Genomic DNA, 24,037 nt, shown 5'->3' on the forward strand with positions numbered 1-24,037 from the left:
CATGACTACATCAACCAGCCTTGTTTATTTAATCGCTCTGCCTTTAGCAGGAGCGGCACTATTACTTTTGGGCGGACGTCGCACCGATAAGTGGGGACACCTACTTGCGACAGCGCTATCTGCATCATCATTTGGAGTTGGTCTTTACCAGCTCTCACAGATGCTCGGTCGTTCAACCGAGGCTCGTCCAGTTTCTCAAAAACTATTCGAGTGGATCAATGTGGGAAGTTTCAATGTTGATGCTGGTCTTTTACTAGATCAGTTATCAATCTGCTTCGTACTTTTGATTACCGGTGTTGGAACTCTGATCCACATCTATTCGATTTCATACATGTCTCACGATCACGATCGTCGACGTTTCTTTGCATATCTGAACCTCTTTATTGCAGCGATGCTTCTATTGGTTCTAGGTGATAGTTACCTCAACCTTTATGTTGGTTGGGAAGGCGTAGGTCTTGCTTCTTACCTATTAATCGGTTTCTGGAATCAAAAGCCTGCATACGCGACAGCTTCTAAGAAGGCCTTCGTAATGAACCGTATTGGTGACATGGGATTGTCATTTGCGATCATGATCGCATTTGCAACCATGGGCACAGTTTCATTTACAGGTGTTGCAGAGCATGCGCACCACACATCAGAAGCAGCGCTAACAGCGATGGGAATCATGTTGTTAGTAGCGGCAACTGGAAAATCTGCTCAATTCCCATTACAGGCATGGCTTGGCGATGCAATGGCTGGTCCAACACCGGTTTCAGCGCTAATCCACGCAGCGACAATGGTTACAGCAGGCGTGTATTTAATTACTCGTTCTAACTTTGTCTTTGATGCAGCACCAACAGCCCAGCTATTAGTAGTAATCGTTGGCGCAATTACTTTGATGTTTGGTGCATTAATCGGTACCGCAAAAGATGACATCAAGAAAGCGCTTGCTGCTTCAACGATGTCGCAGATCGGATACATGATTTTGGGTGCAGGACTTGGCCCAGTTGGTTACGCATTTGCAATCATGCACTTACTTACACACGGTTTCTTCAAGGCTGGAATGTTCCTTGGTGCGGGTTCAGTTATGCACGGAATGAATGATGAAGTGAATATGCGTAAGTACGGCGCACTTCGTAAGTTCATGCCAATTACCTTTATTACCTTTGGTCTCGGTTACCTAGCAATTCTTGGTGTTCCACCTTTTGCTGGTTTCTATTCAAAGGACATGATTATTGAAACAGCATTTAATGCTGGTGGAATTAAGGGAATCATCCTTGGAAGCGTTGCACTTCTTGGTGCAGGTATCACCGCTTTCTACATGACCCGTGTAATGATCCTTACCTTTACCGGAACAAAGCGTTGGGATGAGGATGCACACCCTCATGAATCCCCATGGCTCATGTGGCTACCTATGGCAATTCTGGCAATCGGTTCAGTTACATCTGGTTACCTACTTTCACATGGTGATGCGCTAGTTAATTGGTTGTCACCATTGTTTGAACATCATGGCGAGCATGAAGAGCTGCTCAAGCCAATCGTTGTTTCTGCACTTGCATTAACAATGGTTGCAATTGGTGTTGCAATCGCATTTATGAAGTACTCACGTCAAGAAGTTGCCGCGGTTGCTCCAGAAGATGTTTCAATCTTTACAAAGTTTGCTCGTCAAGATCTGATGCAGGATCGCTTCAATGAAGCTGTATTTATGCGACCAGGTCAGGCATTAACTGCAACCCTTGTGGCTGCAGATGAGGCTGTTGTTGATGGAGCGGTTCGTGGTGTTGCAAAGACTGCACTGGGCTCAGGTTCAGCGCTACGAGGCCTACAAAACGGCTTTGTACGTAGTTATGCAGCGTTGATCTTGATTGGTGCGATCGCACTAATCGGTGCGATTTGGGTGGTGGTTCAGTAATGAAGTGGTTAACACTATTAATGCTTCTGCCTCTTGCAGGAGCGGCGATCATTGCAGCGCTACCAAAGGCTAATGAGAAGGCGGCTAAGCAAGCAGCACTTGCCACAACCCTTGCTGTTACAGCGGCAACTATTGCGATGGCTGTTGGATTTGAACGCGACAATGTCAACCTTCAGTTTGTTGAAAAGTATTCATGGATTCCTAGCTTTGGAATCAATTACGCACTTGGCGTAGATGCAATCGCACTTGTGTTGATTTTGATGTCAACAATTCTTGCGCCAATTGTTGTCTTAGCTGGATGGAATGAAGCTCACGGCGGACGTTGGAGCGTTAAGACTTTCTACATTTTGATTCTTGTTCTTGAAACCATGATGATCGGCGTCTTCGCTGCAACTGATGTTTTCTTATTCTATGTAATCTTCGAAGCGATGCTGATTCCGGTTTACTTCCTTATTGGTGGTTACGGAACTGGAGCACGCGCAGCTGCAGCTGTTAAGTTCTTGATTTACAGCCTTGTTGGTGGATTGCTCATGCTCGCATCGATCATCGCGCTTTATGTGATGTCAGGTGCGCAGGGCGGACACACATTTGATATCAACGAGCTTTCAAAGCTTGAAATGTCATCAACAACTCAAAACCTATTGTTCTTAGGATTCTTTATTGCCTTCGCAATCAAGGCTCCAGTCTGGCCATTCCACACATGGTTGCCAGATGCAGCTCAATCAGCAACACCAGGAACTTCAGTTCTGCTTCTTGGTGTTTTGGACAAGGTCGGTACCTTCGGAATGATCCGTTACTGCCTCACTTTGTTCCCCGAAGCAAGCAAGACATTTACACCGGTGATTTTGGTACTTGCTGTAATTTCAATTATCTACGGCGCATTCCTTGCGATCGGTGCAAAGGACATCAAGCGTTTGATCGCTTACACATCGATCTCTCACTTCGGATTCATCACAATGGGTATCTTTGCAATGACAAGCCAGGGCCAGAGCGGTGCAACTTTGTACATGTTCAACCATGGATTCTCTACAGCAGCGCTATTCCTAGTAGCTGGCTGGATGATTTCACGCCGTCGTTCTTCAACAATCGCAGACTTTGGTGGACTACAACGAGTCACACCAGTTATGGCATGGAGCTTCTTCTTAGCTGGAATGTCATCACTTGCTTTGCCAGGTCTTTCAAGTTTCGTAAGTGAGTTCTTAGTTCTAGTTGGAACATTTACTCGCTACCCAGTTCATGCAATTATCGCGACCTTCGGAATCGTTTTAGCTGCGCTATACATTTTGATTCCGGTACAAAAGGCTTTGCATGGTCCAACAACACCAGGCAATGAAGCACTAAGCGATCTCAACCTTCGCGAAAAGATTGCAATCGCACCAGTGATCGCAATCATCGTGGTGTTGGGCTTCTACCCATCACCACTGCTGAAGGTAATCAACCCAGCGGCATCACATGTGATTTCACAAATGGGATTCACTGATCCAGCACCAACTAATGGGGACAAGTAATGACATTTTCTACGCCAGTACTTTCGTACACACTTCTTTCACCAATGCTGATTTTGCTTGGTGGAGCACTCATTGGTGTTTTGGTTGAGGCCTTCGTATCTAAAGCGCTTCGTCCAGCAGTTCAGTTAACACTGACACTTGGTTCACTACTTCTTGCTTTGATGCAGGTCTGGCGAATTCGTGGTCAGCAATCGCTAACAGCGGCTATGGGCTCTGTCGTCATCGATGGCCCAGCTGTATTGATTCAGGCATCGATTCTGGTTATTTCAATTATTTCTGTTTTCCTCATTGCGGATACTGAAAACTTCACCGCACTTGCTGCTGCGTTGCCAGGTTCAGATGAAGAGCGTGAAGCGCTTAAGTCAGGTAACCAAGTAACTGAGGTTTACCCACTTACCTTGTTCGCAGTTTCAGGAATGCTGTTGTTCCCAATCGCCAGTGATTTGATCACCTTGTTTGTAGCGCTAGAAATGCTTTCACTGCCGTTGTATTTGATGGCTGGACTTTCACGTCGCCGTCGTTTGGCATCACAAGAATCTGCGCTTAAGTACTTCCTACTGGGTGCCTTTTCGTCAGCATTCTTCTTGTTTGGCGCTGCTTATTTGTATGGATATTCAGCTTCAATTACCTTCTCTGGCATCCGCGAAGCGGTTGTTGGCGGGGGCGGAAATGATGTGCTGCTGCTTATCGGTATCTCATTCCTTTCAATAGGTTTGCTCTTCAAGGTTGGCGCAGTTCCATTCCACGCCTGGTCTCCAGATGTATACCAAGGTGCTCCAACTCCAGTAACCGCATTTATGGCAGCAGCAACAAAGGTTGCGGCCTTTGGTGCGATGCTTCGTATTTACTACACCTCATTTGCAAACGCACAGTGGTCCTGGACTCCAATGTTGTCTGGAATTGCAATCGTGACCATGCTTCTTGGTTCGCTCGTTGCAATCGCACAGCGCGATGTAAAGCGCATGTTGGCGTACTCATCAATTGCGCACGCAGGTTTCTTGTTGTCAGGTGTTATCGCCCTCAACAAAGCTGGTCTTGATGCAACAATCTTCTATCTCTTTGCATACGGTGTAGCAACCGTTGGTGCATTCGGAGTCGTAACACTTGTTCGCGATTCAGCTGGTGAAGTTACAGATCTAAATCGCTGGAAGGGCCTTGGAAAGCGTTCACCATTTGCAGCATCTGCATTTGCTCTCTTCCTTCTAGCCTTTGCCGGAATTCCGCTAACAAGTGGTTTCATCGGAAAGTTCTCAATCTTCTCTGCAGCGTATGAAAGTGGAGCAAAGGGAGTTGTAATCGCTGGTGTACTTTCTAGCGCAATTGCCGCCTTCTTCTACATCCGTGTAATTGTTTTGATGTTCTTCACAGATCCGACAGAAGATGGCACAAGCGTTGAAGTTCCTTCAGTGCTGACTCGTTCAACAATTGTTATCGCAGGTCTTGTTACCTTGGCACTCGGAATTTATCCAGCACCGTTGCTGAACTTCATTACTGATATCGCAACCTTCATTCGCTGATGTCCACATTCGGCATTCCAAACGTTGCCCCAGCACTTGAGGCACAACTGATTAGCCAAATGGCTGATGTTGAATCGTTATTGCGAAGCCACACTCGTAGCGAGTACCCATTTGTTGATGAGACCGCACACCACCTTGTAGCGGCCGGAGGCAAGCGTTTACGCCCCTTATTGACCCTTTTAACCGCTCAATACGGCGATCCAACGGGCCAGGGCATCATTGCTGCAGCTGTTGCCTGCGAGATTACCCACCTTGCAACTCTGTATCACGATGATGTTATGGACGAGGCTCCACTTCGTCGCGGAGTTGAAAGTGCAAATATGCGTTGGGGAAACACAATTGCAATCCTTACCGGAGATTTTCTCTTCGCTAAATCATCAGATCTTTTAGCGGACCTTGGCCCAGCCGCGGTTCGCTTACAGGCACGCACCTTTGAACGTCTTGTCATCGGCCAGATCATGGAAACTCAAGGACCAAACCCTGGACAAGATCCACTTGAACATTATTTAAAGGTTGTTGCAGATAAGACCGGTTCTTTAATCGCAGCATCTGCTCGTTACGGCGGAATGATTTCAGGTGCACCTGCAGAAATTACAGATACCGTAACTGTGTTTGGTGAAAAGATTGGCGTTGCATTCCAATTAGCCGATGATGTTATTGATATTGCAAGTGAATCAAATCAATCTGGCAAGACACCAGGAACAGATCTTCGTGAAGGTGTTCCAACACTTGTCACTTTAAATGTCATGAAATCAAATGATCCACAAGATGCAGAGCTGAAGCGGTTGCTTGCGGCGCCAATTACTGATGAACCAACTGTTCAGCAGGTATTGGTTGCGCTTCGAAACCACAAGGCGCTTGATGAATCACGTCAGCAGTTACTTCAGGTTGCAAAGGAAGCTCGTTCAGCTCTTGGACCACTGCCAATTAATGATGCAACTGGCGCATTGATGTCGCTATGCGACGCTGTTATTGACCGCTCTGCCTGAGCGAACTAAATCAAAGGCAAGGGTTGTTAGCGAAACCCAAATAATTAAGAATCCAACCCAACGCGCTGTTGGCATCTCCTCATGGCGAATCCATACGCCGACGGAAAACTGCAATGTTGGTGTGATGTATTGAAGCAATCCAATTGTTGTAAACGGTAGGCGAGTAGCTGAACCGTTGAATAACAACAACGGAATCGCAGTAATCGCTCCAGCACTCATCAAAAGAAGCGTTAAACCCCAGTGCTGACCGAACTGCCCAGTGCCCTGATTACCTATATAAATCAGGTATCCCAGGTAGAAAAAGGCAGAAATAAAGGTTTCGATTGCAAGGCCTTCGAGTGCGCCAAGGCCCAACTGCTTTTTAATTAAACCGTAGCTGCCCCACGAAACCGCCAGAGTAAGTGCGATCCAAGGTAAGCGCCCGTAATCGATTGTTAAGACTAAAACACCAATTGTTGCAATTGTGACCGCAGCCCACTGAAGGGGACGCATCTTTTCCTTCAGCAAGATCACGCCAAAGCCGATGATGATTAATGGATTGATGTAATAACCAAGAGATGCTTCAACAACATGGCCATTATTTGTTGCCCAGATATAGACCAGCCAGTTGATTGAAATCAGCAGCGAGGTAAGAAATAACTTCGCAGCAATCTTTGGACGCTTTAAAGTAGCAAGGGTTGATTTCAGCGCTTTTGTTGCTGCCAGAACAATGAAGCAGAAAACCAATGTCCAAACAGCTCGGTGCGAAACAATCTCTAGGGGATTGGCAGGTTCAAGCAAAGGCCAATACAAAGGGAATGCACCCCATAAAGAGTATGCACTGATTCCAAATAAGAGGCCGAGCTTGTTTTTACTCAATTATCTGAAGTTCGTAAATTGAACTGCGAAGTCCCAGCCACCATCTTTGATCATGGCCATCGTTTCCTGAAGGTCATCGCGACTCTTTGAAGTCACGCGAAGCTCATCACCTTGGATCTGAGTCTTTACAGATTTTGGACCCTCATCACGAATCTTCTTTGCAATCTTCTTTGCGTTCTCAGTTGAAATACCTTCCTTCAACGGAGCAGCGATCTTGTAAATCTTTCCTGATAGTTGTGGCTCACCAGCATCAAGGTGCTTCAGTGAAACACCGCGCTTGATCATCTTGTCCTTCACAACATCCAAGGCCGCCTTTGCGCGCTCTTCAGTATCTGCTTCAATCAAAACCTTGTCGCCTTCAAGTTCAATCTTTGAACCTGTGTTCTTGAAATCAAAGCGGGTCTCGATCTCACGAACAGCCTGGTTAATGGCGTTATCTAGCTCCATGCGGTCGATCTTGGAGGTAACGTCGAAACTGCTATCTGCTGCCATCTGAGGGCTCCTTCACTCGAAAAAGCGCGGTTTGTGCGCCTACGTGCCTAAGGTATCCTTTCCCTTCGCACAATCCTAAATTGCCGCAGTACTTGTTCGACCTTGGCGGGTTGCCCGAGCGGCCAATGGGAGGGGACTGTAAATCCCCCGGCTCTGCCTTCGAAGGTTCAAATCCTTCACCCGCCACCACTAACGCCCTTCATAACGAGGGGCGTTTTTGCTTTCCTTTTGCACAACATTCGCATGTCGACATCTAATGATGAGGCTATTAGCCTTCGCAGGTATCCATTTCGCCCCACCCATAAGGAGCTAACGTGAAAAAGCGTTTCGCAATTTTCGTAGCGGTTGTATTTGCAGCTGCACTAACACTTACAGGATGTTCATCTTCAGATTCATCAACATCTGAAACAGCATCATGTGCAAAGGCAGATCTTGCAACTGTTACAGATGGCAAGCTAACAATCGCAACAGGCGAGCCTGCTTACTACCCATGGATTATTGATGACAAGCCAGAGACCGGAAATGGTTTTGAAGGCGCAGTTGCATACGCAGTTGCAAAGCAACTCGGATTTGATGCAGCAGATGTTGTATGGGTTCGTACAACATTTGATTCAGCTGTAACTCCAGGAGAAAAGAACTTCGACTTCAACTTGCAGCAGTTCTCAATCACTGCAGATCGTCAAAAGGCAGTTGATTTCTCATCTCCTTACTACACAGCTCCACAAGCAATCGTTTCTTACAAGGGAAGCAAGATCGATGGAAAGACATCAATTGCAGATCTAAAGAACGCAAAGCTCGGCGCAGCTGTTGGAACAACTTCACTTGATGCGATTTCAAACCAGATCGGTGCAACACCTCAGGTGTTTAACGACAACGCAGCAGGTGTTTCAGCTCTGAAGAACAAGCAGATCGATGGTCTAGTAGTAGATCTACCAACTGCTTTCTACCTATCAGGCGTTGAAGTTCCAAACGGTCTAATTGTTGGACAGCTTCCATCAACAGGTGCTGGAGATCAGTTCGGTCTCTTGCTATCAAAGGGAAGCAAGCTAACTTCATGTGTTTCTGGAGCAGTTGATGCAATCACTGCAGATGGAACATTGGCAGCAATTACAGATAAGTGGCTAGCAACTGATGCTGGCGCTCCTGTACTGAAGCCTTAATAGAAACTAAGAAGTAAACACGGTAGTTTGGCGACCATGTCAGAGACTCAAAACTCTGCGTGGTCGCCAAGCTCACGTGAGATAGAACGCCGGAAGTCTCGGCGCGCGATAAGCCGCAAGCAAGCAGGTATTGCTGCGGCTTCTTCCATTCTGGTCCTCGGAACTCTGGCCTTTATCTTGGTCACCTCACCGGGCTGGGAGACAGTTAAGTCCACCTTCTTTGACATTCAATATGGCAAAGAGGTTTTTCCCACCGTCATAAAAGGACTTTGGATCAACCTGCAATTAACTTTCATTGGTGGCGCAGCAATCGGAGTAATCGCATTGGGCTTAGCCCTGATGCGCACAACCAAATCGCCAGCACTTACTCCATTTAGATTTCTAGCAACCGCATACGTCGATATTTTCCGTGGCGCTCCACTTATCTTGATTATTTTGCTAGTTGGTTTCGGAGTTCCAGCACTTGGACTTAAAGGCGTTTCAAGCAATGTAATTTTCTTAGGAACAGTTGCAGTTGTTCTGACTTACTCTGCATATGTTGCCGAAGTAATTCGAAGCGGAATTCTTTCAATTCACCCAAGCCAACGTGCAGCCGCTCGCTCTCTTGGTTTAACGTCAGGGCAAACAATGCGCTTTGTGGTTTTGCCACAAGCGATCCGCCGCGTTGTCCCACCATTGCTCAATGACTTTGTTTCGCTGCTAAAGGACACAGGCTTGGTTTCTATCCTTGGCGTTACTGATGCAGTGCGAGCAGCTCAAATTAATGCGAGCCGCACCTTTAATTACACTCCTTATGTTGTGGCGGCAATCTTGTTTTTACTCATCACTATTCCAATGACGCGTTACACCGACCGTGCAATTAGACAGCGCACTAGTGCTCAGAACTCGGAAGGTGCGATCTAATGAGCAATGTTTTAGAGCTTATAAATGTGCGTAAATCCTTCGGATCAGAGCTCGTATTAAAGGATCTTTCCCTTTCTGTCCCAGAACACACAGCGACGGTTTTAATTGGCGCATCAGGTTCAGGAAAGTCAACGCTGCTGCGCTGTATCAATTTGTTGGAATCTATTGATGATGGACAGATTTTCTTGGATGGAAAAGAGATTTCAGATCCGCTCATTAATGTTGATGATGTACGACGTCGCCTAGGAATGGTTTTCCAATCATTTAACCTGTTCCCACATAAAACTGTTTTAGAGAACATCACGCTTTCGCCGATCAAGGTCCATGGCAAGAGTAAAGACGAAGCTAATTCGCACGCTATGGAGTTACTAAAGCGCTTTGATCTTGCAGATAAGGCTGATCAATATCCAGATCGCCTTAGCGGGGGACAGCAGCAACGTGTAGCCATTATTCGATCTCTTGCAGTCAGCCCACGTTTGTTACTTCTTGATGAAGTCACTTCAGCACTAGATCCAGTTTTGGTAAATGAAGTGCTAACAGCTGTTCGAGATTTGAAGAGTGATGGAATGACGATGGTCCTAGCTACACATGAAATGGGCTTTGCGACGCAGGTTGCAGACGAGGTCTGCTTCTTAGAGTCAGGCAACATCGTCGAGCGCGGATCCGCAGAGCAGGTTCTGCATAATCCTCAAAATCCAAAGACCCAAGAGTTCTTAAAGCGCGTGCATCAAGCAGGCCGGTTGTAACATCAGCAATATGAGCGCATTTAATCAACGTATTCAGCCGATTCGCGATCTTATGAAAGCGAAGGGGCTTGATGCCTTTGTATTGCGCCGCAATCCAAATTTAGCCTGGGCAATCGCTGGTCGTGCGCATGTGCCAACAACAATTGATATGGCTTGCTTTGATTTAATCATCACTCAGGATTCAGCAACAGTAATTACAAATGTTATTGAAGCACCACGTCTGATCGCTGAAGAGCTTCCAAGCGAAGTTAATGTTAACGCAATCAAGTGGTCTGAAGGTCGTGATCCTCAATTGCCTACTGGTTCGAAAGTTGGATCAGATCAGCCGGGTGCCGATCGAATTGATTTAGGTGTTGAAGTTGAAATCATGCGAGCTTCTTTAATTGCATCAGATGTAGATCGATTTACAGCTATTTGCACCGATGCTGCAGTTGCTTTGGGTAATGCAATGAAGCAGGTAGAAAGCTCCGACCGAGAAATTGATGTTGCGGGTTTAATAGCACATTCATTGTGGCAGGCAGATTTGGAGATCGCTTTTCTCGGAGTAGCTGGCGAAGATCGAGTACATAAATTTAGGCATCCCTTGCCAACTGATGCGGTTGTTGGAAATCGCGTTTCAGCATCAATCTGTGCAAAGCGAAAAGGTTTAATCGCATCAGTTACTCGCATTGTTACCTTTGGCGAGGTTTCGGATTCGATGATCAACGATTACACATCGATCTTTAAAGTCGAGGCGGCTCTGCTCGATGCAACTGTTGTAGGAAAGCCATTCTCTGACCCGATCAATGCAGCGATCGCCGCCTATCCAGTTAATGGCTTTGATGCCGATGAGTGGACTAAGCACCATCAAGGTGGCCCAACCGGATTCCTGCCTCGTGATTGGCCAGCTAACCAGGGGAGCGCACGCCTGATCGCCAACAATCAGCCGATCGCTTGGAACCCAACGGGCAAGGGCTGGAAGGCTGAGGACACCATCCTCGCCACAGATTCAGGCGTAAAACTGCTCACCAACGACCCTGATTGGCCCGCTTTTGAGGTCAATGGTCGGACCAGAGCCTTCCTGCTCCAGAAATAGGGCTCATCACGGTCCTATAACGAAGCGCAAAATGGCCTTATTGCCATTGACTCGCACCATATCCAGTGGCACGCTCTGCCAAGAGGTCTTACCACTGGAGGTTTTATGAGCACCGTTGCTCTCGTCGCACTAGCGCGCCCTACCTTCGACCTCGTTTGTGCCCAAGCAAACTTCGATAGCGCTCGAGCATTGTTAACTGAGCTCGGAGCAACTGTGGTTGGGCCCGCGGAATTAGTTATGACGGTTGAGGATGTTGCCGCAGTAACACTTCCTGAAGCAGATCTTCATATTTTATTTATGGCCTCATTCTCTGATGCATCACCAGCGGTTGAACTACTTGGAAAAGTTAAAGGTCCAATTCTTGGTTGGTCAATGCGCGAACCAGGTGAAGTTGGCGAACGACTTAAATTAAATTCAATGTGCGGAGTAAATCTTGCAGCACATGCATTAATGAATGTTGGGCAATCAATTCGCCATATACACGGAAACGCAGATGAGCCTCAAGTACGTGCAGCGATTAAAGATGCGCTCGCAGGAAAGTTACCTGAAGCATCAACTCCAAAGAATGTAACAGGCGAACTTGGCAGCGAAGAAGATGCACAAAAAGCTTTTGATTGGATGAAGGGTAAGAAGATTGGCGCTGTTGGAGATGCACCAATTGGATTCACGCCATGTGTTTACGACGCACAGCAGATTCGTTCATTGTTTGGTTTAGATATTCGTCAAATAACAATCGATGACGCATTTGGAAAGATTTCGGAAGTTAATGAGGAAGCGCGCGATTTAGCTTATGCAGGGGCGCTTGCTGCTCAACCATCACTTGCCTCTGTCAATGTTGATGAAGCGAAAAAGGTTTATGGAGTTGAAGTTGCACTTGATAAGTGGCGCGAAGATGAACTACTGGACGCAATTGCTATCCGTTGCTGGCCAGAGTTTCCAACTGAAATGGGAGCTTGTATTTGCTCTTCTTTAGGCCGCCTGGCAGATCGCGGAACTGTAACAACATGCGAGCGTGATGTTTTAGGTGCGGTAACAATGATGATGTGCGAAGCACTTGGTTCCGATGAAAACTATTTAGTAGATATTGTTGATCTAGATTCTTCACAAGGTTTAGTGCGTTTGTGGCACTGTGGATCTGCAGCAACAAAGCTTGCAGCTGATCCAAAGAATGCAACGCAATCAATCCACTGCAATCGCAAATTAGGCGTCGCAGGTAATTTTCCGCTCAAGACTGGACCAGTAACGCTGTTCCGCATTGATCGGGATGTAGATCCGAGCAATCGCACGGGTTTACGCATGGTTGTGAGCCGAGGGGAATCAATCCCAGCTCCCAATCACTTCCAAGGCAATACAGCAACGGTTATCACTCAACCTGATGCCGCTGCGTTAGTGAATGGAATAGTCACTGGTGGATATCCGCATCACTTGGTCATCTCGTGGATCGATGTGCGACCAGGTATTCGTCAGATGGCAAAGATGTTAGGGATTCCCCTCACAGAATGGTAAACAACAACATAACCCTCGAAAGCAAGGATAAAAATGAAAACTAAAGGACACAAAGCCTTTGCTTCACTCCGTGCTGGTGTAGTTGCAACAGTTGCTGCGGCACTTGTTATCACTCCACTTGCAGTTTCAAATGCTGCCGATGCTCCAGCATTCGGCAAGGTTTGTACAACAGAAGGCGTAAGCACAGGACAATCAACAACATCACTTATTTGTTCACAAGCATCTAACGGCAAGTTGACATGGCAGCGTGTACGCCTTGGATCAACAAATGCTCAACCAGTTGCGACTTCAACACCACCAAAGGGTTCAATTGAATTCCACCACTGGCGTCCAGAGGACAAGGTAGTTCTTCAGGGAATTATCGATAAGTACGAAGCTAAGTACCCAGGTACAAAGATCAATCAGGTCATCATGACTTCTGTTGATTACACAAACTTGGCTTACGCAAAGATCAGCGTTAACAAGAAAGCTGCTCTATTCGTAACAAGCCGCGGTGGACAGTTCAACCAGTTCTACGCAGGCGGAATGCTTGCTGATCTATCAAACCAGCGTTTCATGAAGCAGAACGTAATTTCTTCTGCTCTCACACCAGGAACAGTTAATGGAAAGCTATATGGACTTCCATATCAGTCACTATTTAACAACCCTCTATACAACGCAGAGCTTTTCGCTAAGAATGGTTGGAAAGTTCCTGCTACTTGGAGCCAGACACTTGCATTCTGTAAGACTGCAAAGGCTGCGGGATACATTCCGTTCGCATGGCCAGGAGCTACACGCGGTAACGCAGGCCAGATCATCAACTCATTCTTGATGAACTCAGCACCAGATCTAGCTACATTGACAGATCGCATCACAGCGATCGATACAGGTAAGGCTGATCTTCTTTCTCCTTGGTTCGTTGAAATTGCGAACAAGTACAAGGCGATGGCTGATGCAGGTTGCTTCCCAGCTAACCCAACTGGTTACAACGACACTGTTGCTCCAGCTGATTTTGCTGCTGGAAAGGCTGCTATTTATCCAACTGGAACATTCGGTATGAGCACAGTTACAAAGCTCAATCCAGCAATGTCAGGAAAGATGAAGATGATGTCATTGATTACAACTGACTCAAAGCCTCTTTACCAGGGAATCACAAACAACACATTTATCTTGAGCGTGAATGCAAAGTCATCTTCGACAGATCAGAAGATTGCAGCGTCATTCATGTCATTCTTGGCACAAGCTGAGAATGCTCAGGCATATGCAGTTGGAACTTCACAGCACGTATCAATCATCAACGTTGACTACGCAGCGAACATCGACCTATTGAACACTTCAGACATCATGGGTAAGAAGCTACTTCTTGCTCCACGTTTCTTGTTCAACAACGTTAACAATGTTCGTAACCCTCTAGAGGATGCATTAATTGCAATCACTGGTGGAGCAGATGTCACAAAGACATTGACTGATACATCAAAGACCATCAAACAGGGTCTTTCTTCTTAAGGGGTAAATAGTTACTTCTATAGATCGCATCCAGGGCACCCTTACCAATCGCGGTAAGGGTGCCTCTGGTGCGCCTAAAAGAAAGAAGCCGAAGGATGCCAAGATTCTTTGGCTCATGGCAGCACCAGCTATTTTCATTTATTCATTCCTCTATTTGTATCCAGCTCTCTCGAATCTGCTGTACTCAACGCAGCGTTGGGATGGAGTAACAAAACCTGAATTTGTAGGCCTTAAGAATTTCGTCCACCTACTTACTGATGATGACCTATTTATGAAGGTCCTAGGAAACAACATTCGTTTCTCATTGTTGGTGGTTATATTTCAGACAGGCTTAGCTCTTCTTTTTGCAACATTTTTGATTAAGAATACGAAGACAAATATTTTCCTTCGAACTGTTTACTTTTTCCCGACAATTCTTTCATCTGTCTCGGTTGGATTAATTTGGACATTTTTATACGATCCAAATTATGGATTTATTAATGCGACTTTGAAAGCGATAGGTCTAGATAATCTTGCCCTCAATTGGCTAGGCGATTCAAAGTATTCGCTCTATGCAGTCGCTGTCACGCAAGTTTGGTTCCACACAGGACAAATGGTTGTCATTTATGTTGCTGGTCTTCAACAAATTCCAGCTGAACTCTATGAGGCTGCAGAGGTTGATGGCGCTACACGTTGGCAGCAATTTAAGAATGTGACATGGCCGATGGCGTTGCCAACTACCGCGGTAGTCGTTGCATACACAACCATTCAGACCTTTAGAGCCTTTGATTTGATTTACTCAATGACTCAAGGCGGACCTTTGAACTCTTCTGACTTACTTGTCACGACTGTGTATAACACCGCGTTTGTTGGATACAAGTTTGGATATGCAGCAGCACAAACAATTTTCTTAGTCTTGCTTGTAATGCTAGTAACTTGGTTGCAACGTCGAGTTCTACGTACAAATGACGGGGTGAAAAAGTGATTTATAAAATCTTCAAAAACACTCTTTTAACTATCTTTGCTGCAGCGGTAATTGTCCCTAGCTCAATTGTGGTCCTTGGTTCATTCAAGACTGACCTAGAGATCTACACCAAGCCGCTAGCCCTTCCAGAGCACTGGAATCTCAATAACTTCCGTACCTTGATTGAAACCGGAAGCGTATGGGTCCCATTTAAGAACTCTGTATTTGTAGCTGTTTTCTCTGTTCTCTTTACAATTATTCTTGCCAGCTTGGTCGCGTACACAATTGCCCGTTCAATTACGATTTCAGGAAAAGTTCTGTTCGCGCTGTTTTCTTTGGGATTAGCGATTCCAGGTCAGGTAAATATCATTCCGATATTTGCCCTCTTTACTAAGCTGCATTTAAACAACTCTTTATATGGGTTGATTTTGGTCAATATTGCACTAACGCTTCCTATTTCTGTATTCATCATCTCAGCATTCTTCAAGGACCTACCAAAAGAGCTCTTTGAAGTTGCAAGCATTGATGGTGCAAATCATTGGCGCGTATACCGCTCCATCGCGATGCCATTGGCGCGTCCAGCTATCGGAGCAACATCAATTTTTCTCTTCGTAATTAACTGGAATGATCTTTTATACCCACTGATGTTGATCAATCAGCTTGATAAGAAGACTTTGCCCTTAACTCTCATCGATTTCCGAGGCGAGTTTGCGACTAGTTATTCGATGCTCTTCACGGCGATCATGTTTGCATCTATACCGATGGTTCTCATGTATGTTTTCGCCCAACGATCATTTATTGCCGGCCTTACTGCTGGTGCAGTTAAGGGGTAAACATGAGTGCCATTACACAACTTGCACCACAGCGCGCGGCTCGAATCGCAACCCAGTTAATGGAGTTAATAGAACTTCAAAAGTTGAATCCAGGCGACAAACTTCCTCCAGAGCGTCAGTTAGCCGATCTCTTAGAGGTAAGTCGTCCAAGCTTGCGAGAAGCGCTTCATATTTTGCAAGCGCAAGGTTTGGTGCAAATAAAGCATGGACAAGGAACCTTTGTTCAAGAGCCAATCGTCGCACAAGAGCTTCGTGCATCAATGATGTCCAAAACTCATGGACTCAACGAACTCTTTGATGCACGTGAAGTACTTGAAGTGCCTGCTTCAAGGTGGGCGGCAGAGAAGGCCACCAAGGAGGATATTCGCCTATTGCGCGCGACCTTGAATCAGATAGATACCGTCACAGCGACTGAACCGATTGATTATGACCAGCTTCAGTCACTGGATGCGAAGTTCCATTTAACTATTGTGGGAATTGCCGGGAATCGTTTTATAAATCAGACGCTCAATGTTTTGCAGGATGTAATGAAGATGTCGATGGAAACAACTCTACGTCTTCCCGGCCGTTCAGATATTTCTCGAAATGAACATAATGAAATCCTTACCGCTATTGAAAATGGCAACGGTGAGTTAGCATCTAAGTTAACCCTTCAGCACATCACTGGTGCACGTGCAACAGCATTAGCTGATGCAAAAAAGAAAGATCGCAATTGAGTTCAGTTCAAGCAGTATGCGTTGGCGTAATTACGATTGACACAATTGCACTTGTAGACAAGTACCCATCCGAAGATGAGCGTGTAGTCGCCGAAGAAATCTCTCGTGCAGGTGGAGGACCAGCAGCAGTTGCAGCAGTTGCGCTTAGCCGTTTAGGAATTAAAAGTGCGATCGTTGGAACTATTGGCGATGATGCGGATGGCAAAGAGATATTGAGTATCTTTGCGCGCGAAGGTGTAGACACCTCTGGCATTTCAGTTGGTATTACGTCGACCGCAGGAAGTGTCATTGTCGCTTCCAAAGAAAGAAGTTCGCGCGCTATAAGCACTCGTCAACCAGTTGTTCAAGCGCCAATCAATGATGCAGCTAAGAAATTAATCGCACATGCGCAATGGCTTCATGTCGACCATGTTGGAATTCAGCGTTTAGATGAAATGGGAGTCTCACGTGGAAAAGGACCTCAGATTTCTTTTGATGCAGGTTATGGAGTCGAAAGCTTTGATCCAATAGTTGTTGATCTATTTGTCCCAACTGATCGCCAGATGGCATTGCGTTATCCAGGTGTAGATCTTGCTGTCGCGTTAGAAAATGATTCTTTGAAAGCGGGAAACACAGTCGTAGCTACGCAGGGATCGGCAGGAAGTGCTGGATATTCACCAGAAACAGGCTTAGTTACAGCACCTGGCTTTAAAGTTGAAGTAACAAGCACTTTAGGTGCTGGCGATGTATTCCATGGTGCGCTTGTTGCTCAGATAATTCAAGGGCACTCACTTCAAGAATCCATGCGCCGAGCTAATGCGGTAGCGGCACTTTCTTGCCGTGGTCTTGATGGTCAATCAATGATTCCAACAACAACTGAACTCGATGCATACCTGGAGGCACACCGATGAGAAAACCACTTACTAATTTAGCTCGTCCATCTGGTGCCTTGGCTATGGTTGCTGTTGATCAGCGTGAAGCGTTGCGCGGAATGTTTGCTGCGCATCAGAGCACGCCAGTACCTGATTCACAACTGACGCAGTTCAAGGTTGATGTTGCTCGCGAACTTTCTCCTTTTGCTTCCGCACTTTTAGTAGATCAAGAGTTTGGAATTGATGCAATTATTGATCAGAAAGCGTTGCGTGGGGGTTGCGGCCTAATTGCTGCAGCAGATCTCTTAGTTGGACCAGCTGGAGGTGCGGCTACTGATACCGCTGTTGATCCAGATGTCGATCCAATTCGAATGCGCGAAATCGGAAGCGTTGGATTAAAGTTTTTAGTGTTGTGGCGCAATGATGAATCTCCAGATGTGCGTGCAAAGCTTGTCGAAGATTTTAATAAGTTGTGCGATGTTTCAGGTCTACCTTCAATTATTGAAATTATTGTAAAGCCGCCAACAGATTCTTCACGTAGTTTTAATCGCGAAGAAGAGTTAATTATTGCTGCTCGCGAAGCGGCGGCTTGGAAGCCTGATCTTTATAAGGCTGAGGTTCCATTTCATGGAGAAGGTGATTTGAACTTAGTTACTAAGAACGCTGAAAGAATCTCAGAAGCGATTGGATCGCCGTGGGTGGTTCTCTCTAATGGAGTGAAGCAACCATTCTTCAATGATGCAGTTAAAGCGTGCGCCATGGGTGGAGCTAGCGGATTCTTAGCAGGCCGTGCTGTGTGGGCCGATATTGTCGGTTCTGCCGATATCCCAAAGGCGCTTCGCGATGTATCTATTCCACGCCTAGAACAACTAGCTGAAATCGTTGATACACATGCAAAGCCGTGGAGTAGTTGGAACTAAGCCCAGAGCTCTTTGATTTCAACTACGCGGCCTTCATTAATGCTCTTATGAGCAGCAAGGCCCGTAACTACGCTAGTTACACCATCTTTCAAGGTAACTTCAGCGGGAGTTGAGTTCAAAATCGCATCACGGAACTTTGTGTGCTCGATGTATGAAGCACCGTAGTGGTGTCCCATGTACTTAACATCGTAGTTATGAATAATCTTTTGTTCGCTGCCTGGAGTACGTGCTGCGCCAGTTTTCCAGCCAGATAGCTTTCCAATCGAATCACGACGAGAAGCGCGTAAAACTTGTGATGGTAAGAATGATTCAATTTTTCCTTCATCGCCAACAATTGTCAGAATCTCTTTATCAAATGATCCTTCGCCAAACATGCACAGATCCAACATTCCACGAGCACCATTTGCATACTCAAGAACAACATAGGCGTTGTCCAACATATCTGCTTGCTTGCCATCGTACTTTTCATCTAGGTGATTAACCGCTTGACCACCCGATGCAAAAACTCGCACAGGTTGTTCTCCAACAACAATGTCCATCAAGTTGAAGTAGTGACAACACTTTTCAACAAGTGTTCCGCCGGTGCGTTCTGCAAATCGATTCCAGTTATCAACCTTTGGATAAAAAGGTTCGCGATGTTCGCGAATTGAAACTTGATGAATCTTTCCTGCTTCGCCTTCTTTGGCACGAGCAATAGCTTCAGCAACAGGTGGCATGAATCGGTACTCAAGTCCCATCCATGTCATCGCGCTGCGCTTTTCATCCCACGCAAGAATTAATTTCAAATCTTCAACAGTTGTAGCAAGTGGCTTCTCAACAAAAACCGCTAAATCACTTTCAAGTACATCCTTCAAAACCGCGGCATGGGTGTCATTGGGAGTTGCGATAACAACCGCATCCACCAATCCTGATTCCAGAAGGGCTCGGTGATCAGAGAACACCTTTGCGCCAGGTGCCATGGCAAGGGCGGCTTCTTGGGATGGCGTGTGAGGGTCGCTGATCGCGGTGACCGCAGCCCCGCCCATGACCTTAATGTTCTCAATATGCTCGCGGCCCATGCTGCCCGCGCCGATAATCCCGTACCGAAGCTCTGTTTTCATGGCAACAGGTTAGACCACTTCAAGAAATTTGGGCAGGGGGGTAGACGAAACACGCTCAACTGTCCTAGAGTACGGCAAGAGGTCAGACCACTACCCATTTATATGCGAAGAGAGGCATGTGTAGATATGGCAATAACTCCACCGCAGTATCTGCTTCATCATGATGGCGACAATGTCGCTGTTGCAATGACAGATCTGCAACCAGGAACTCTTCACGGTCGTTCCGTGAAGGAAGGAACCGAGGGCACCGCGGTGCTTAACCACGCGATTCCGCTAGGACACAAATTTGCACTCACAGATCTTGCTGAGGGCGACGCAATCATTAAGTACGGCATCAAAGTCGGACTTGCATCAGCTGCCATCAAAAAGGGCGATTACATTCACACACACAACATGAGGAGTTATCGATGGGAAGCAAGCCGCGCTTAATGGGATACCGCCGCGAAAACGGCGCTATGGGTATCCGCAATCACGTAATTATTTTGCCTCTCGATGATCTTTCAAATGCGGCTGCAGAAGCTGTTGCAAAAGTTATTCCAGGCACAATGGCACTACCTCACGCATTTGGTCGCCTGCAATTTGGTGAAGATCTACAACTAACTTTTGACACACTCATTGGAACTGGCGTTAATGCTAACGTTGCAGCGGTTGTTGTTATTGGTATCGAACCAAAGTGGACACAACGTGTTGCGGATGGAATTGCAAAGACTGGTAAGCCAGTTGCAGCATTTTCAATCGAAGGCAAGGGTGACCTACAAGTTATTCAGGAAGCTAGCCGAGTAGCAGCAATGTTCCTACAAGATGCATCAGGTCTTGTTCGCACAGAAGCTGAAATGGGCGACATGATCATGTCAGTTAAGTGCGGCGAATCAGATACAACATCTGGTCTTGGTTCTTGCCCAACAACTTCACAGGCGGTTGATCGCTGGGTTGAAGCTGGCGGATCTGTTTTCTTCGGCGAAACATCTGAGCTAACAGGTGGCGAGCACCTTATTGCAGAGCGTTGCATCGATGCAGCAACTCGTGAGTTGTTCCAGACCACATATGACAACTACATCAAGGTTATTGAAGCAACTGGCGCAAACCTGCTTGGCTCACAGCCAACACAAGGAAACATCGCTGGTGGTTTAACAACTATTGAAGAGAAGGCGCTTGGAAACATTGCAAAGACTGGATCAGTTCCAGTTGTTGGTGTTCTAAAGCCTGCAGAAATGCCTAATCCAGCTAACCCTGGCTTGTACTTCATGGATTCATCATCAGCAGCGGCAGAGTGCGTAACTCTGATGGCAGCTGGTGGAGCGGTTATTCACTTGTTCCCAACAGGACAAGGAAACGTTATTGGTAACCCAATCGTTCCAGTATTGAAGTTGACTGCAAATATCAAGACTGCAAAATCAATGACAGAGCACATCGACCTTGATGTCTCAGGGTTGCTTCGTTACGAGTATGACCTTAAGAAGGCTGGCGACATGATGATGGATGTCATTTATGACACTGTTAACGGTCGTCTATGTAAGGCAGAAGTAATGGGACACCGTGAGTTCACATTCACAAAGTTGTACATCTCTGCATAATGATTCTGATCTCTGAAGATGTATGGGGAGCTCCCTTCCAAGCACTGGAAGGGAGTTTTCCCATTCTTAGAAATGATGATTTGTGGAATAACCCTGAAGAACTTAAATCATCGCTAAAGGATGCAACCGCTCTCGTTGTTCGCAATCGCACAAAGGTAACTGCAGATGTAATTGCAGCTGCACCGAAGTTAAAGGTGATTGCTCGAGCAGGAGTTGGTTTAGACAATATTGATATTAAAGCTGCAGATGCAGCAGGTGTAGTTGTTGTTGCAGGTTTAGGTGCAAACGCTGTCAGCGTTGGTGAATTAACACTTGGGCTTGCACTTGCATTGTTACGCAACGTTCCGGGTCACGATGTTGCTACCCGCAACGGTGGATGGGTACGCACTCCCGGTCGCGAACTCTCTGGTTTAACGTGGGGATTGCTTGGCTGTGGTGCAACAGGATTGGCAACTGCAAAGCTATTACAAGGTTTTGGTTGTCCAGTACTTGGATATGACCCATATGCAAAAAATGTACCTGGAGTCGAACTAACCACATTTGAAGAAGTTTTAAAGCGCAGTGATGTAGTCAGCATTCATATGCCATCAACAGCTGAAACAAATGGCAGCATTAACGCTGCATCATTAGCGTTGATGAAATCAGATGCCATCATCGTCAATGTTGGTCGCGGAGAAGTTATCAATGAAGCGGATTTGATGGCGGCTTTAAAGGCTAAAACTATTGCTGGGGCTGCACTTGATGTGCGCGCACAGGAGCCACCTACAAAGGGGGATATGGAAGAGATTCCAAATCTGATTCTGACCCCACATGTTGCTGGAATTACTAGCCAAAGCCAGCTTCGAATCAATGAGATTCTTACTTCAAATATCCAATTAGTACTTAATTCGAAGGCTGCAACACATGCAGTGGGTGCGCTAAAGGAAAGCAGTAACTAAATGCCTCAATTAACTGTCGGTTCAGCAATCGAAAAAGCAACTTCATTGTTGGAGGCGGCAGGAGTTCCGGCCAACGAGGCTGAAACAACAGCTCGTTGCATTGTTGCAAGTGATCGATGGGGCATTGGTAGCCATGGCTTAATGCGTTTACCTTTTTATCTTGCTCGCTTACAAGCAGGTGGCATCAATCCAACTGCGCAGTTGAAAACTGTTACAGATCTTCCAAGTCTTGTTGTATTTGATGGCGATGATGGTTTGGGACACTGGCAGTTGCAAAAGGCTGCAGAACTTGCATCAGAGCGTGCGATGGTTAATGGAGTTGCTGCAGTCGGTGTTGGTCGTTCCAATCACTGCGGTGCATTAGGAATTTATGTATGGCCCATGATCAATCGTGGATTAGTAGGAATTGCATTTAGTACTGGCCCCGCCGTCATGCCACCATGGGGCGGAAATAAAGCATTGCTTTCAACTTCACCAATCGCAGCTGGTATTCCAACAAACCCACCAACTGTTGTCGACCTTGCAACTAGTGCTGTTGCTCGCGGAAAGATTCAGGCAAAGGCGCAAGCAGGTGCAGAGCTAGAACCAGGTTGGGCATTTACAAAAGATGGCGCTCCTACAACTGATGCAAAAGAAGCGCTTGCAGGAATGCTTGCGCCACTTGGTGGAGTTAAAGGCTATGCAGTTGCGGTTTTAGTTGAATCATTAACAGGAATGTTGATTGGACCAACTTTGGCAAAGAATATTCCAGATATGTTTGCAGCTAGCCAAGATGCGTTGCCACAGCAAATTTCACACTTTGTTATCGCTATCGATGCTGCCAAGCTTTCTGTAGATGGAAATACTGGCAGAACAGCGGAATTTGCTGATGAAGTAAAGGCCGCAGGTGGTCGTCTACCAGGATCCAACCGAGTTAACCCAGAAAAACTCAATGATTCAGATGAGATCACTATTACCGATCAAGTATTCGCACAGTTAGGTTTCTAAGTGGTTAAGACATATGTGCCAGGCTTTGCACTCATTGCAGCGCTAGTGGCCCTTGCCTTTGAAATTAACCATATTCAATCAGCCATAAGTCCTTTGGCCTTGTGCGTCGCCTTTGGATTTATTGTCGCAAACTTTGTGCAATGGCCAACTTTTGCAGCACCCGCAACAAAGCTTTCAAGTAAGACAATTATGCGTATTGGAGTTGCATTACTTGGTGCTCAAGTAAGCGTTGCATCACTTCGCGAGATTGGTCTTAAAGGTGTTTTAACTGTCGGAATTGTGGTCACCTTTACCATCTTTGGAATTCTCGGCCTTTCAAAACTTTTCAAGATGTCCGGTGATCTCGGATTACTTATTGGAGTTGGCTTTGGAGTCTGTGGTGCAACCGCAGTTGCCGCAATTCGACCTCAAACCCGAGCAACAGAAGAAGAGACCTCTTACGCAATCGGGTTAATTTCATTGTGCGGAACACTTTCCATTTTTCTTCTGCCACTTATTGGTCATGCACTCAATCTTGATACTCGCGAATTTGGTTCTTGGGCAGGTGCAGCGGTTCACGATGTTGGACAGGTGGTCGCAACCGCATCTGTTTGGGGAGATGGAGCAGACAAGTACGCAATCGTTGTAAAGCTTGCACGTGTATGCCTGCTTGCTCCAATAGTTTTAATTTTGTCTATTCGTCACCGCCGCTGGTTAACCTCACAAGGAAAGTCAGAGACAACTTCAGCGAAGGTTCCACTAATTCCTTACTTTGTTTTGGGCTTTATCGCGGTAGCAACTTTTCACAATCTGGTAGAAATCAATGCGCGCTTATTGGCTGACATTGTTTTCACTAGCAAGTTAATGCTTGGTGCAGGATTAGTGGCTCTAGGTTCAGGTGTCCGCTGGAAGGCGATTCGCGCAATTGGCCCACGCCCGATGGCTATGGGAATGATCGCTTGGGTGATCGTGGCAGGCGTAGCGCTGGCCGCGGTGAAGATTACCGGTCTTTGACATATACCCCCGGGGGTATGGTACTTTTTCCTTAGGCAATCAACTAAGGAGA

General features: G+C 46.3%; 23 protein-coding genes and 1 tRNA gene. 21 read left to right on the forward strand and 3 right to left on the reverse strand.

Annotation, left to right across the window (positions count from 1 at the left end; all coding sequences use genetic code 11):
- Nucleotide 1: 1 nt before the first annotated feature.
- Genes nuoL through AC8GFU_RS00815 form a run of 4 tightly spaced genes read left to right on the forward strand, consistent with a single transcriptional unit; the run spans nt 2 to nt 5,905 of the window.
- A complete protein-coding gene (gene nuoL, locus AC8GFU_RS00800) occupies nt 2-1,891 on the forward strand; it encodes an NADH-quinone oxidoreductase subunit L (RefSeq protein WP_506626617.1) in 1,890 nt (629 codons plus the stop codon).
- A complete protein-coding gene (locus AC8GFU_RS00805; protein ID WP_506626618.1) occupies nt 1,891-3,399 on the forward strand; it encodes an NADH-quinone oxidoreductase subunit M in 1,509 nt (502 codons plus the stop codon). Before nuoL ends, AC8GFU_RS00805 begins: the two co-directional genes overlap by 1 nt.
- The gene (nuoN, locus tag AC8GFU_RS00810; RefSeq protein WP_506626619.1) at nt 3,399-4,916 is read left to right on the forward strand and encodes an NADH-quinone oxidoreductase subunit NuoN; all 1,518 of its coding nucleotides are present in this window, start codon (nt 3,399-3,401) and stop codon (nt 4,914-4,916) included. Before AC8GFU_RS00805 ends, nuoN begins: the two co-directional genes overlap by 1 nt.
- A complete protein-coding gene (locus tag AC8GFU_RS00815) occupies nt 4,916-5,905 on the forward strand; it encodes a polyprenyl synthetase family protein (protein WP_506626620.1) in 990 nt (329 codons plus the stop codon). Before nuoN ends, AC8GFU_RS00815 begins: the two co-directional genes overlap by 1 nt.
- Here AC8GFU_RS00815 and rarD read toward each other — a convergent pair.
- Entirely contained in the window at nt 5,873-6,763 is an 891-nt protein-coding gene (rarD, locus tag AC8GFU_RS00820) for an EamA family transporter RarD (protein WP_506626621.1), read from the reverse strand. The two genes, AC8GFU_RS00815 and rarD, sit on opposite strands and share 33 nt — an antisense overlap.
- On the reverse strand, nt 6,764-7,255 hold the full coding sequence (locus AC8GFU_RS00825) for a YajQ family cyclic di-GMP-binding protein (RefSeq protein WP_506626622.1): 492 nt from the start codon (nt 7,253-7,255) through the stop codon (nt 6,764-6,766).
- A gap of 104 nt (nt 7,256-7,359) precedes the next feature.
- On the opposite strand from AC8GFU_RS00825, the gene AC8GFU_RS00830 reads away from it, so the two are divergent.
- From AC8GFU_RS00830 to AC8GFU_RS00885, 12 genes are all read left to right on the forward strand, one after another.
- Nucleotides 7,360-7,444: transfer RNA gene (locus tag AC8GFU_RS00830), tRNA-Tyr, on the forward strand.
- A gap of 125 nt (nt 7,445-7,569) precedes the next feature.
- Nucleotides 7,570-8,415 (forward strand): ABC transporter substrate-binding protein, encoded by an 846-nt coding sequence (locus AC8GFU_RS00835; protein WP_506626623.1) that lies wholly within the window; start codon nt 7,570-7,572, stop codon nt 8,413-8,415.
- A gap of 36 nt (nt 8,416-8,451) precedes the next feature.
- Nucleotides 8,452-9,318: an amino acid ABC transporter permease gene (locus AC8GFU_RS00840; protein WP_506626624.1), complete on the forward strand. Its 867-nt coding sequence runs from the start codon at nt 8,452-8,454 to the stop codon at nt 9,316-9,318.
- Nucleotides 9,318-10,064 carry an amino acid ABC transporter ATP-binding protein gene (locus AC8GFU_RS00845; RefSeq protein ID WP_506626625.1) on the forward strand — a complete coding sequence of 249 codons (747 nt, stop codon included), beginning with the start codon at nt 9,318-9,320 and terminating at the stop codon, nt 10,062-10,064. Before AC8GFU_RS00840 ends, AC8GFU_RS00845 begins: the two co-directional genes overlap by 1 nt.
- Nucleotides 10,065-10,074: 10 nt before the next feature.
- On the forward strand, nt 10,075-11,139 hold the full coding sequence (locus AC8GFU_RS00850; protein WP_506626626.1) for a M24 family metallopeptidase: 1,065 nt from the start codon (nt 10,075-10,077) through the stop codon (nt 11,137-11,139).
- Between the two features lie 105 nt (nt 11,140-11,244).
- Nucleotides 11,245-12,645: a hypothetical protein gene (locus AC8GFU_RS00855; RefSeq protein ID WP_506626627.1), complete on the forward strand. Its 1,401-nt coding sequence runs from the start codon at nt 11,245-11,247 to the stop codon at nt 12,643-12,645.
- Between the two features lie 33 nt (nt 12,646-12,678).
- Nucleotides 12,679-14,130 carry an ABC transporter substrate-binding protein gene (locus AC8GFU_RS00860; RefSeq protein ID WP_506626628.1) on the forward strand — a complete coding sequence of 484 codons (1,452 nt, stop codon included), beginning with the start codon at nt 12,679-12,681 and terminating at the stop codon, nt 14,128-14,130.
- Nucleotides 14,131-14,245: 115 nt separating this feature from the next.
- A complete protein-coding gene (locus AC8GFU_RS00865) occupies nt 14,246-15,094 on the forward strand; it encodes a carbohydrate ABC transporter permease (protein ID WP_506626629.1) in 849 nt (282 codons plus the stop codon).
- On the forward strand, nt 15,091-15,906 hold the full coding sequence (locus tag AC8GFU_RS00870) for a carbohydrate ABC transporter permease (protein ID WP_506626630.1): 816 nt from the start codon (nt 15,091-15,093) through the stop codon (nt 15,904-15,906). The genes AC8GFU_RS00865 and AC8GFU_RS00870 overlap by 4 nt, the downstream gene beginning before the upstream one ends.
- A 2-nt stretch (nt 15,907-15,908) precedes the next feature.
- Nucleotides 15,909-16,622, forward strand: coding sequence for a FadR/GntR family transcriptional regulator (locus AC8GFU_RS00875; protein WP_506626631.1), 714 nt, complete (start codon nt 15,909-15,911; stop codon nt 16,620-16,622).
- On the forward strand, nt 16,619-17,512 hold the full coding sequence (locus tag AC8GFU_RS00880; RefSeq protein ID WP_506626632.1) for a carbohydrate kinase family protein: 894 nt from the start codon (nt 16,619-16,621) through the stop codon (nt 17,510-17,512). The genes AC8GFU_RS00875 and AC8GFU_RS00880 overlap by 4 nt, the downstream gene beginning before the upstream one ends.
- The gene (locus AC8GFU_RS00885; protein ID WP_506626633.1) at nt 17,509-18,393 is read left to right on the forward strand and encodes a hypothetical protein; all 885 of its coding nucleotides are present in this window, start codon (nt 17,509-17,511) and stop codon (nt 18,391-18,393) included. The genes AC8GFU_RS00880 and AC8GFU_RS00885 overlap by 4 nt, the downstream gene beginning before the upstream one ends.
- On the opposite strand, the gene AC8GFU_RS00890 is transcribed toward AC8GFU_RS00885, so the two are convergent.
- A complete protein-coding gene (locus AC8GFU_RS00890; RefSeq protein ID WP_506626634.1) occupies nt 18,390-19,493 on the reverse strand; it encodes a Gfo/Idh/MocA family protein in 1,104 nt (367 codons plus the stop codon). The two genes, AC8GFU_RS00885 and AC8GFU_RS00890, sit on opposite strands and share 4 nt — an antisense overlap.
- Nucleotides 19,494-19,619: 126 nt before the next feature.
- Between AC8GFU_RS00890 and AC8GFU_RS00895 the strand changes: the two genes are divergently transcribed.
- Genes AC8GFU_RS00895 through AC8GFU_RS00915 form a run of 5 tightly spaced genes read left to right on the forward strand, consistent with a single transcriptional unit; the run spans nt 19,620 to nt 23,985 of the window.
- Complete coding sequence (locus tag AC8GFU_RS00895) at nt 19,620-19,922, forward strand: UxaA family hydrolase (RefSeq protein ID WP_506626635.1); 303 nt, start codon at nt 19,620-19,622, stop codon at nt 19,920-19,922.
- Complete coding sequence (locus AC8GFU_RS00900; RefSeq protein WP_506626636.1) at nt 19,901-21,067, forward strand: UxaA family hydrolase; 1,167 nt, start codon at nt 19,901-19,903, stop codon at nt 21,065-21,067. Before AC8GFU_RS00895 ends, AC8GFU_RS00900 begins: the two co-directional genes overlap by 22 nt.
- The gene (locus AC8GFU_RS00905; RefSeq protein WP_506626637.1) at nt 21,067-22,005 is read left to right on the forward strand and encodes an NAD(P)-dependent oxidoreductase; all 939 of its coding nucleotides are present in this window, start codon (nt 21,067-21,069) and stop codon (nt 22,003-22,005) included. The genes AC8GFU_RS00900 and AC8GFU_RS00905 overlap by 1 nt, the downstream gene beginning before the upstream one ends.
- Complete coding sequence (locus AC8GFU_RS00910; RefSeq protein ID WP_506626638.1) at nt 22,006-22,992, forward strand: Ldh family oxidoreductase; 987 nt, start codon at nt 22,006-22,008, stop codon at nt 22,990-22,992.
- Nucleotides 22,993-23,985, forward strand: coding sequence for a YeiH family protein (locus AC8GFU_RS00915; protein ID WP_506626639.1), 993 nt, complete (start codon nt 22,993-22,995; stop codon nt 23,983-23,985).
- Nucleotides 23,986-24,037 lie beyond the last annotated feature (52 nt).

Source organism: Planktophila warneckei (SeqCode) (assembly GCF_965234675.1).
GTDB classification, from domain to species: Bacteria; Actinomycetota; Actinomycetes; order Nanopelagicales; family Nanopelagicaceae; genus Planktophila; species Planktophila warneckei.

Coding starts and splice junctions, on each gene's coding strand:
- AC8GFU_RS00905 (WP_506626637.1), top strand. CDS start 21,067: ATGATTCTGATCTCTGAAGATGTATGGGGAGCTCCCTTCCAAGCACTG.
- AC8GFU_RS00815 (WP_506626620.1), top strand. CDS start 4,916: ATGTCCACATTCGGCATTCCAAACGTTGCCCCAGCACTTGAGGCACAA.
- AC8GFU_RS00855 (WP_506626627.1), top strand. CDS start 11,245: ATGAGCACCGTTGCTCTCGTCGCACTAGCGCGCCCTACCTTCGACCTC.
- AC8GFU_RS00910 (WP_506626638.1), top strand. CDS start 22,006: ATGCCTCAATTAACTGTCGGTTCAGCAATCGAAAAAGCAACTTCATTG.
- AC8GFU_RS00885 (WP_506626633.1), top strand. CDS start 17,509: ATGAGAAAACCACTTACTAATTTAGCTCGTCCATCTGGTGCCTTGGCT.
- AC8GFU_RS00845 (WP_506626625.1), top strand. CDS start 9,318: ATGAGCAATGTTTTAGAGCTTATAAATGTGCGTAAATCCTTCGGATCA.
- AC8GFU_RS00805 (WP_506626618.1), top strand. CDS start 1,891: ATGAAGTGGTTAACACTATTAATGCTTCTGCCTCTTGCAGGAGCGGCG.
- AC8GFU_RS00850 (WP_506626626.1), top strand. CDS start 10,075: ATGAGCGCATTTAATCAACGTATTCAGCCGATTCGCGATCTTATGAAA.
- AC8GFU_RS00865 (WP_506626629.1), top strand. CDS start 14,246: ATGGCAGCACCAGCTATTTTCATTTATTCATTCCTCTATTTGTATCCA.
- AC8GFU_RS00840 (WP_506626624.1), top strand. CDS start 8,452: ATGTCAGAGACTCAAAACTCTGCGTGGTCGCCAAGCTCACGTGAGATA.
- AC8GFU_RS00895 (WP_506626635.1), top strand. CDS start 19,620: ATGGCAATAACTCCACCGCAGTATCTGCTTCATCATGATGGCGACAAT.
- AC8GFU_RS00875 (WP_506626631.1), top strand. CDS start 15,909: ATGAGTGCCATTACACAACTTGCACCACAGCGCGCGGCTCGAATCGCA.
- AC8GFU_RS00860 (WP_506626628.1), top strand. CDS start 12,679: ATGAAAACTAAAGGACACAAAGCCTTTGCTTCACTCCGTGCTGGTGTA.
- AC8GFU_RS00900 (WP_506626636.1), top strand. CDS start 19,901: ATGGGAAGCAAGCCGCGCTTAATGGGATACCGCCGCGAAAACGGCGCT.
- nuoN (WP_506626619.1), top strand. CDS start 3,399: ATGACATTTTCTACGCCAGTACTTTCGTACACACTTCTTTCACCAATG.
- AC8GFU_RS00825 (WP_506626622.1), bottom strand. CDS start 7,255: ATGGCAGCAGATAGCAGTTTCGACGTTACCTCCAAGATCGACCGCATG.
- nuoL (WP_506626617.1), top strand. CDS start 2: ATGACTACATCAACCAGCCTTGTTTATTTAATCGCTCTGCCTTTAGCA.
- AC8GFU_RS00890 (WP_506626634.1), bottom strand. CDS start 19,493: ATGAAAACAGAGCTTCGGTACGGGATTATCGGCGCGGGCAGCATGGGC.